Consider the following 8,332-nt stretch of genomic DNA (forward strand, 5'->3'; position numbering starts at 1 on the left):
AACTGTAAGGTTATATGATGACGCCCTTTTTCAGGCCACACAGCCACTGATATCTCTGGAGTCGTTATGTCTTTACCTGCCTGCCCAGCTTGTCACGCCGATTACACCTGGCAAGATGGTGATAATCTCAACTGCCCCTCCTGCGGTCATATCTGGACCGAAGGAGAGGATGACAGCAGCAACGGATCGCTGGAAGTGCGTGATGCCAACGGCAATCTGCTGGCAGATGGCGACAGCGTCACGGTGATCAAAGATCTCAAGGTGAAGGGCAGCTCCTCATCGCTGAAGATCGGCACCAAAGTGAAAAGCATTCGCCTGGTTGAAGGGGACCACAACATCGATTGTAAAATCGATGGTTTTGGTCCGATGAAATTAAAATCTGAGTTTGTGAAAAAGAACTGAAATCCCGGGCGCAGGGATGCGCCCGCCTCTCTTTTTAGCTGAACAGCCGATCGATTGCGTCGCACTGTTCCGCATTCAGCGTGCCTCCATAGTTACGTGAGTTACTGCTCATCGAGTCATAACGTCGCGCCACGGCCGTTTTAATTGTCGTCACAAAATCATCGCCAATAGTGTAAATCGCCATTAGCCGGCCGATCTGCTGCTGCAGACGCGTCAGCTCAGGCAGATTGCCCGTCCGCCATGCGGCCATCATCTCTGCAAAGTACTCCGGCACAATATTATTCAGGCCTGAAATTACCCCGGCACCCCCCGCTAGCAGATTGGGAAGCAGGTATTCGTCATACCCCGACAGCACGGCAAAATCACTGCGTACCTTGCGGGTCTCTTCAATCATCGCCCGGTTATGCGACAGGCAATCCACCGTATCTTTGATGCCGATAAAGTTGGGTAGCTTTGCTGCCAGAGCGGCAATCAGCGCTGGCGTCAGATCGCAGCCGGTGCGTGCCGGGAAGTTATAGGCAAACCATTTACCCCCCAGCTGCGAATCAAGCGCTTCGAAGTAGTGCATCAGCTGCTGTTGCGTCTGACCGTAATAGTAGGGCGGCAGTACCATCACCGCATCAAAGTCATTTTTCCAGGCGGCTTCAGCCAGCTCAAGCATATCAGGCACGCAGGTCGCCGAGATGTTCGCTACCATCTTCAGCGGTGACAAAGGTCTGGCTTCCTGAATCAGGTGTAAGCGTTCCTGCTGCGTCAGTGAGGCGAACTCGCCAATGCTGCCCATCACCAGCAGGGTATCGATACCGGAGTCATTGAGGCGGGAAAAGTGTCGCCCGAGCGCGTCGATATCGACGGCACTCTGCGCATTGAACGGGGTGACGGTAGGGCACCAGACACCGGTAAAGGCCGATTTTTCACTCATAGCTGACTCCTGAATCGGACATTAAAAAAATGAAACAGTGTTTTAACTTAATTATTCCAGCCAGTCTCTGCCAGCGCATGATTCAAAAGTGAGTAACGAGTCGCACTTTTTCGTCTTTCGTCCGTCTCAGTAAGCGGATGCATCTGATAACTGAGCGAGAGGTCATGATGAAAGAGTGGGATCCTGTGCTGTATCGCAAATTTGAAGCGGAACGTACCCGTCCAGCCCGCGAATTGCTGGCGCGCATCAGCCTGGAACAGGTTGAGCAGGTAACCGATCTGGGATGCGGGCCCGGCAACAGTACCGAGCTGCTCGCCGATGCCTGGCCGCTGGCGCAGGTCACCGGACTCGACAGTTCAGCGGCGATGTTATCTCAGGCCAGTGAACGCCTGCCGAACTGCCGTTTTGTCCAGGCGGATATCCGCAGCTGGCAGGCAGATGCGCCGCAGCAGGTGGTTTACGCCAATGCGTCGCTGCAATGGCTCGATAATCACGCCTCGCTGTTTCCTCATCTTGTCAGCCAGCTGGCAACCGGAGGCGTGCTGGCGATCCAGATGCCTGATAACCTCAACGAACCGTCGCATCAACTGATGCGCGAGGTGGCGGCAACAGAGCGCTGGCGTTCACGCATCAATGCTGCTGCCGCTGAACGTACACAGCTGCTTTCCACGGGCGAGTACTACAATCTGTTGGTGCAGTCCGGTTGTGAGGTGGATATCTGGCGTACCACCTATTATCACGTGATGGCCGATGCGCAGGCCATTATCAGCTGGCTGCAGGCGACCGGCTTACGGCCTTTCCTGGCGATGCTGGATGCGTCTGAACAGATGGCTTTTCTGTCTGATTATCATCAGCTTCTGCTTACCGCCTATCCGGCTCAGGCCGATGGTCAGGTTCTGCTCGCCTTCCCGCGTCTTTTCATGGTTGCGATGAAAAAAGGGTAAACGCGGTGGAAAGGCGGTCGCAAAAACAATGCAACAGAGGTGAGTGCCCTTGAAAAAGCGGTTTTTCTGCACCACCTTCAACCCACAGCCCAGGGAGAAGACGTAATGGATGATCAGCAGTTGCAGGCGCTTAGTGCGCAGATAGGTGAGACGCTGAAGCAGCGCAATGCCACCGTAACCTGTGCGGAATCCTGCACGGGGGGGTGGATTGCCAAAGTCTTTACCGATATCAGCGGCAGCTCTGCCTGGTTCGAACGCGGTTTTGTGACCTACAGTAATGAGGCTAAACAGCAGCTGGTGGATGTTCAGGCTGACTCGCTGGCGCAGTATGGCGCGGTCAGTGAAGCGGTGGTACGTGAGATGGCGCTGGGTGCCCGCAAGGCGGCTCATGCTGACTATGCGATCTCTGTCAGCGGCATTGCCGGTCCGGATGGTGGCAGTGAAGAAAAACCGGTGGGCACGGTATGGTTTGGCTTTGCCGGGCCACTAGATAACGTATTGACTTTTAAGCAGCATTTTAACGGCGATCGTGATGCCGTTCGCCGCCAGTCGGTGGCATGGGCCTTACAGAAACTGTATGGCGAATTTCTGACAAATTAAACTTGATACTGTATGACTATACAGTATAATTGTCGGCAACAGAAAGAGTACAGGCACTCTGAGTGCGTGTTTACCCGGCTTGATTAGGAGTTGAAATGGCGATTGATGAAAACAAACAGAAGGCTTTAGCTGCCGCGCTTGGCCAGATTGAGAAACAATTTGGTAAAGGCTCCATCATGCGCTTGGGTGAAGATCGCTCAATGGATGTGGAAACCATCTCTACCGGCTCGCTGTCGCTGGATATCGCATTAGGCGCTGGCGGTCTGCCAATGGGCCGTATCGTTGAGATCTACGGACCAGAGTCTTCCGGTAAAACTACGCTGACCCTGCAGGTTATCGCGTCTGCACAGCGTAAAGGCAAAACCTGTGCCTTTATCGATGCTGAGCATGCGCTGGATCCGGTTTACGCCAAGAAACTGGGCGTAGATATTGATAACCTGCTCTGCTCTCAGCCCGATACCGGTGAGCAGGCGCTGGAAATCTGTGATGCGCTGGCGCGCTCTGGTGCCGTTGATGTGATCATCGTCGACTCCGTTGCGGCTCTGACGCCTAAAGCGGAAATTGAAGGTGAAATCGGTGACTCACACATGGGCCTCGCGGCACGTATGATGAGCCAGGCGATGCGTAAACTGGCCGGTAACCTGAAGCAGTCCAATACCCTGCTGATTTTCATCAACCAGATCCGTATGAAAATTGGTGTGATGTTTGGTAACCCGGAAACCACCACTGGTGGTAACGCGCTGAAGTTCTACGCCTCTGTCCGTCTTGATATCCGTCGTATCGGTGCAATCAAAGAGGGCGATAACGTGGTCGGCAGTGAGACCCGCGTTAAAGTGGTGAAAAACAAAATCGCCGCGCCATTCAAACAGGCTGAGTTCCAGATTATGTACGGCGAAGGTATCAATACCTTTGGCGAGCTGGTCGACCTGGGCGTGAAGCACAAGCTGATTGAAAAAGCGGGTGCATGGTACAGCTACAATGGCGACAAGATTGGTCAGGGTAAATCAAATGCCGGCAACTTCCTGAAAGAGAATGCTGCTGTGGCAAACGAAATTGATCTGAAGTTGCGTGAGATGTTGCTCAACGGCGCTGATGAAAAACTCGCAGCAGCCGACAAGGCTGCTGAGAAAGAAGACGCAGCAAGTGAAGCGAACGAAGACTTCTAATCTCTGATGCGGGAGGGGCAAAAGCCTCTCCCGTAGTTTTTACCCCCCTCTATTACCTTTCTTGCCTTCCCTCTGTCCTGTTCTGTCGCCATAATCTCCCTCTGTTTGTACAAGGTGCGCAGTATGACTGAACCCTCTCAGCCCCAACCTAATGTCGTCTCTTATTCTCGTCTGCTTGACCGTGCGATGCGTATCCTGGGTCAGCGCGATCACAGCCGTGCAGAATTAGCCCGCAAGCTGCAACAGTCAGCTCAGCGTGCCGCATGGGCACAGAAAAAAGAGCCCGAAATTATCACCGAAACGCTGCTGGAGCAGGTGCTGGACTGGTGCCAGGACAGCGGCTGGTTAAACGACGAACGCTTCACCGAACGGTTTATTCAGAGCCGAAGCCGTAAAGGCTTTGGGTCGCAGCGCGTGCGCCTTGAACTGGCCCAGAAAGGTATCGGCCGTGAAGACATTGATATTGCAATGGAAGAGACGGAAGTCGACTGGGCGGCCTGCGCGGCTCAGCTGGCTGAAAGAAAATTCGGACATCCGCTGCCCACAGAGTGGAAGGAGAAAGCGAAAGTACTACGCTATCTGCAGTCAAAGGGCTTTCAGACCGACGATATCCAGTCCATTTTCAGAAATTTTGATGACTAAAAGCCGATGTAATTTTACTTCCCACCGAAGAAAATTTATCTTATTCCCACTTTTTGTTCCGCTAATCAGGCACCACGAGAATGTGGCCGCGCCGATCAGAGGGAACGTTCGTTAGCGTGATTCCAGGACATATATGAGCAAGAGCACTGCTGAGATCCGTCAAGCGTTTCTCGACTTTTTTCATAGCAAGGGACATGAGGTTGTAACCAGCAGCTCCCTCGTACCGAATAACGATCCAACCTTGTTGTTTACTAACGCCGGGATGAACCAGTTTAAAGATGTGTTCCTCGGTCAGGACAAACGTGATTACACACGTGCGACCACATCACAGCGCTGCGTACGCGCAGGCGGTAAACACAACGATCTTGAAAACGTCGGTTACACCGCACGTCACCACACCTTCTTTGAAATGCTGGGTAACTTCAGCTTTGGTGACTACTTCAAGAGAGAGGCGATTGGCTTTGCCTGGGAACTGCTGACGAGCGAGCAGTGGTTCAGCCTGCCAAAAGAGCGTCTGTGGGTGACAGTGTATGAAACCGATGATGAAGCCTTTGATATCTGGGCGAATGAAATCGGTGTGCCACGCGAGCGCATTATTCGCATCGGCGACAACAAGGGCAGCGCGTATGCGTCAGATAACTTCTGGCAGATGGGCGATACCGGCCCTTGTGGTCCATGCAGCGAGATCTTCTACGATCACGGCGATCACATCTGGGGTGGCCCGCCGGGTAGCCCGGAAGAAGATGGTGACCGTTACATTGAGATCTGGAACATCGTCTTTATGCAGTTCAACCGTCAGGCTGATGGCACCATGCTGCCGCTGCCAAAACCGTCGGTTGATACCGGAATGGGCCTTGAGCGCATTTCTGCCGTTCTGCAACACGTCAATTCCAACTATGAAATCGACCTGTTCCAGAAACTGATTCAGGCTGTTGCACAGGTCACCGGTGCGACTGACCTCAGTAACAAATCGTTGCGCGTTATTGCCGACCACATCCGTTCCTGTGCTTTCCTGATTGCCGATGGCGTGATTCCGTCGAATGAGAACCGTGGCTATGTGCTGCGTCGTATCATTCGTCGTGCCGTGCGTCATGGCAACATGCTGGGCGCCAAAGAAGCCTTCTTCTATAAGCTCGTTGCACCACTGGTTGAGGTCATGGGTTCTGCAGGCGAAGAGTTACAGCGTCAGCAGGCTCAGGTTGAGCAGGTGCTGAAAAGCGAAGAAGACCAGTTTGCCAGAACACTGGAGCGCGGACTGGCGCTGCTGGACGAAGAGCTGGAAAAACTGCAGGGCGACACGCTGGATGGCGAAATCGTCTTCCGTCTTTACGATACCTTTGGCTTCCCGGCTGATTTAACGGCTGACGTCTGCCGCGAACGCAATCTGAAAATCGACGAAGCGGGCTTTGAGCAGGCGATGGAGCAGCAGCGTCAGCGCGCACGTGAAGCCAGCGGTTTCGGTGCTGACTACAGCAATGTTATTCGCATCGATGCTGCTTCATCCTTTAAAGGCTACGACCAGCTCGATTTAGCCGCCACAGTTAAAGCGCTCTACGTTGCGGGCGAGGCGGTTGATGAAGTGACGGCAGGTCAGGATGCCGTGGTCGTACTGGATGAAACGCCATTTTATGGCGAATCGGGTGGTCAGGTAGGCGATACCGGTCTGCTGAAAGGGAAGAATGCTGAATTTAACGTCCAGGATACACAAAAATATGGTCAGGCAATCGGTCATGTCGGTAAGCTGACCGCAGGGCAGTTGCGTATCGGTGATCGCCTTGAGGCGCAGGTTGATGCGGCACGTCGTGCACGCATCCGTCTTAACCACTCTGCAACCCACTTATTGCATGCCGCATTGCGTCAGGTTTTAGGTGAGCATGTGGCGCAGAAAGGCTCACTGGTTAACGACAAGTATCTGCGTTTTGATTTCTCGCATTTCGAAGCGATGAAACCTCAGGAGATTCGTCAGGTCGAAGATATCGTCAATGCGCAGATTCGCCGCAACCTGCCGGTAGAAACCGAAGTGATGGATCTGGATGCGGCGAAGTCTAAAGGTGCAATGGCACTGTTTGGCGAGAAATATGATCAGCGCGTGCGCGTTCTGACCATGGGTGATTTTTCGGTTGAGCTGTGCGGTGGTACCCATGCTGCGCGCACCGGTGATATCGGCCTGTTCCGTATTCAGGCTGAGTCAGGGACTGCAGCGGGTATCCGTCGTATCGAAGCGATTACCGGTGAAGGCGCGCTGGCGCAGGTCAATGCGCAGAGCAGCCAGTTGCAGGATCTGGCGCAGCTGGTCAAAGCGAACAGCAGCAACCTGAACGAGAAAGTACGCGGTCTGGTTGATCATGTGCGGGCTCTGGAGAAAGAGTTGCAGCAACTGCGCGATCAGCAAGCCGCGCAGGAGAGCGCTTCACTGAGCAGCAATGCCATCGACGTTAAGGGAGTGAAACTGCTGGTCAGTGAGCTCAACAATGTCGAACCTAAAATGCTGCGTACCATGGTTGATGATCTAAAGAATCAACTGGGGTCGGCGATTATTGTGCTGGCGACGGTTGCTGAAGGTAAGGTGTCGCTGATTGCGGGTGTGACCAAAGATCTGACTGACCGCGTTAAAGCGGGTGAGTTGATTGCCGGTCTGGCACAGCAGGTTGGCGGGAAGGGCGGTGGCCGTCCTGATATGGCACAAGCTGGTGGTACTGATACCGAAGCGCTGAAAGGCGCTCTGGCAGGGGTTGAGAGCTGGGTTAACAGCCGCCTGTAACACATAGAACAAGGCATTGTAAAAAGCGTCAGAACCCCGGTTCCGGCGCTTTTTAATACGATGCTAAAGCAGCAAATGACAAAGTCAGGTTGATGTAGTGTATTTCGGCTAAACTAACTATCAGCAGAATGTATTGGCGCATCGATGTGCATTGGTGTATTTCTCATAGTCAATGTGCAGCGTTAAATGATGGATAATGCCGGGAGCCTGTACTAGCCCGACTCTTTTAATCTTTCAAGGAGCAAAGAATGCTTATTCTAACTCGTCGAGTTGGTGAAACCCTCATGATCGGTGATGAGGTAACTGTAACGGTGCTGGGTGTTAAGGGTAACCAGGTTCGTATTGGGGTTAACGCGCCGAAAGAAGTGTCTGTGCATCGCGAAGAGATCTATCAACGCATCCAGGCTGAAAAAACGCAACAAACCAGCGTTTAACGGATTCAGCGTCTCGCACCTGTGCGAGGCGCTACCGCTTTGTCTAAAAATCTTCTCTTTCTATTCTCCCGTCTCCTTCCTGTTTTGTTAACGTCATCATCTTTCATTGTTGATAATTCACTCTTTTTGTCGCCATTTTGTCCCAATTGTGTGTGATTTGCTCAATCAAACAAAGTTTCGGAAAAATTGTTTGACTTAAAAGTCCGGGAAAGTAATATGTGCGCCACGCAGTGCCGATGAGCAGAAACAACGTTCAGACGCACAGTTCGAAAGAAAGCGTAAGGTGAGGTGGCCGAGAGGCTGAAGGCGCTCCCCTGCTAAGGGAGTATACGGTCAAAAGCTGTATCGAGGGTTCGAATCCCTCCCTCACCGCCATTTTCGATGCATCCATAGCTCAGCTGGATAGAGTACTCGGCTACGAACCGAGCGGTCGGAGGTTCGAATCCTCCTGGATGCACCAT

8 protein-coding genes and 2 tRNA genes are annotated in these 8,332 nt (G+C 52.9%); 9 read left to right on the forward strand and 1 reads right to left on the reverse strand.

The genetic code is table 11. The features are described 5' to 3' along the window. The first annotated feature begins 66 nt into the window (after positions 1 to 66). Complete coding sequence (locus tag AC2LB6_RS22815) at positions 67 to 402, forward strand: zinc ribbon domain-containing protein YjdM (protein WP_490095228.1); 336 nt, start codon at positions 67 to 69, stop codon at positions 400 to 402. Between the two features lie 34 nt (positions 403 to 436). Here AC2LB6_RS22815 and AC2LB6_RS22820 read toward each other — a convergent pair whose 3' ends face one another. Further along, entirely contained in the window at positions 437 to 1,324 is an 888-nt protein-coding gene (locus AC2LB6_RS22820) for a dihydrodipicolinate synthase family protein (protein ID WP_490095229.1), read from the reverse strand. Between the two features lie 167 nt (positions 1,325 to 1,491). Between AC2LB6_RS22820 and tam the strand changes: the two genes are divergently transcribed. The 8 genes from tam (at position 1,492) to AC2LB6_RS22860 (ending at position 8,331) form a co-directional block, all read left to right on the forward strand. After that, positions 1,492 to 2,268, forward strand: coding sequence for a trans-aconitate 2-methyltransferase (gene tam, locus AC2LB6_RS22825; RefSeq protein WP_490095243.1), 777 nt, complete (start codon positions 1,492 to 1,494; stop codon positions 2,266 to 2,268). Positions 2,269 to 2,373: 105 nt separating this feature from the next. Then, on the forward strand, positions 2,374 to 2,868 hold the full coding sequence (gene pncC / locus AC2LB6_RS22830; protein ID WP_490095230.1) for a nicotinamide-nucleotide amidase: 495 nt from the start codon (positions 2,374 to 2,376) through the stop codon (positions 2,866 to 2,868). A gap of 95 nt (positions 2,869 to 2,963) precedes the next feature. After that, positions 2,964 to 4,034 carry a recombinase RecA gene (recA, locus tag AC2LB6_RS22835; protein WP_090965670.1) on the forward strand — a complete coding sequence of 357 codons (1,071 nt, stop codon included), beginning with the start codon at positions 2,964 to 2,966 and terminating at the stop codon, positions 4,032 to 4,034. 123 nt (positions 4,035 to 4,157) lie between these two features. Further along, complete coding sequence (locus AC2LB6_RS22840) at positions 4,158 to 4,676, forward strand: regulatory protein RecX (RefSeq protein ID WP_490095231.1); 519 nt, start codon at positions 4,158 to 4,160, stop codon at positions 4,674 to 4,676. A gap of 133 nt (positions 4,677 to 4,809) precedes the next feature. Continuing rightward, positions 4,810 to 7,437 carry an alanine--tRNA ligase gene (gene alaS, locus AC2LB6_RS22845; RefSeq protein ID WP_490095232.1) on the forward strand — a complete coding sequence of 876 codons (2,628 nt, stop codon included), beginning with the start codon at positions 4,810 to 4,812 and terminating at the stop codon, positions 7,435 to 7,437. A gap of 248 nt (positions 7,438 to 7,685) precedes the next feature. Continuing rightward, entirely contained in the window at positions 7,686 to 7,871 is a 186-nt protein-coding gene (csrA, locus tag AC2LB6_RS22850; protein WP_008927091.1) for a carbon storage regulator CsrA, read from the forward strand. Positions 7,872 to 8,153: 282 nt separating this feature from the next. Further along, positions 8,154 to 8,246, forward strand: a tRNA-Ser gene (locus tag AC2LB6_RS22855). A gap of 8 nt (positions 8,247 to 8,254) precedes the next feature. Beyond that, positions 8,255 to 8,331, forward strand: a tRNA-Arg gene (locus tag AC2LB6_RS22860). The last annotated feature ends 1 nt before the right edge of the window (position 8,332 follow it).

This window comes from Pantoea sp. RCC30.1, assembly GCF_058148845.1.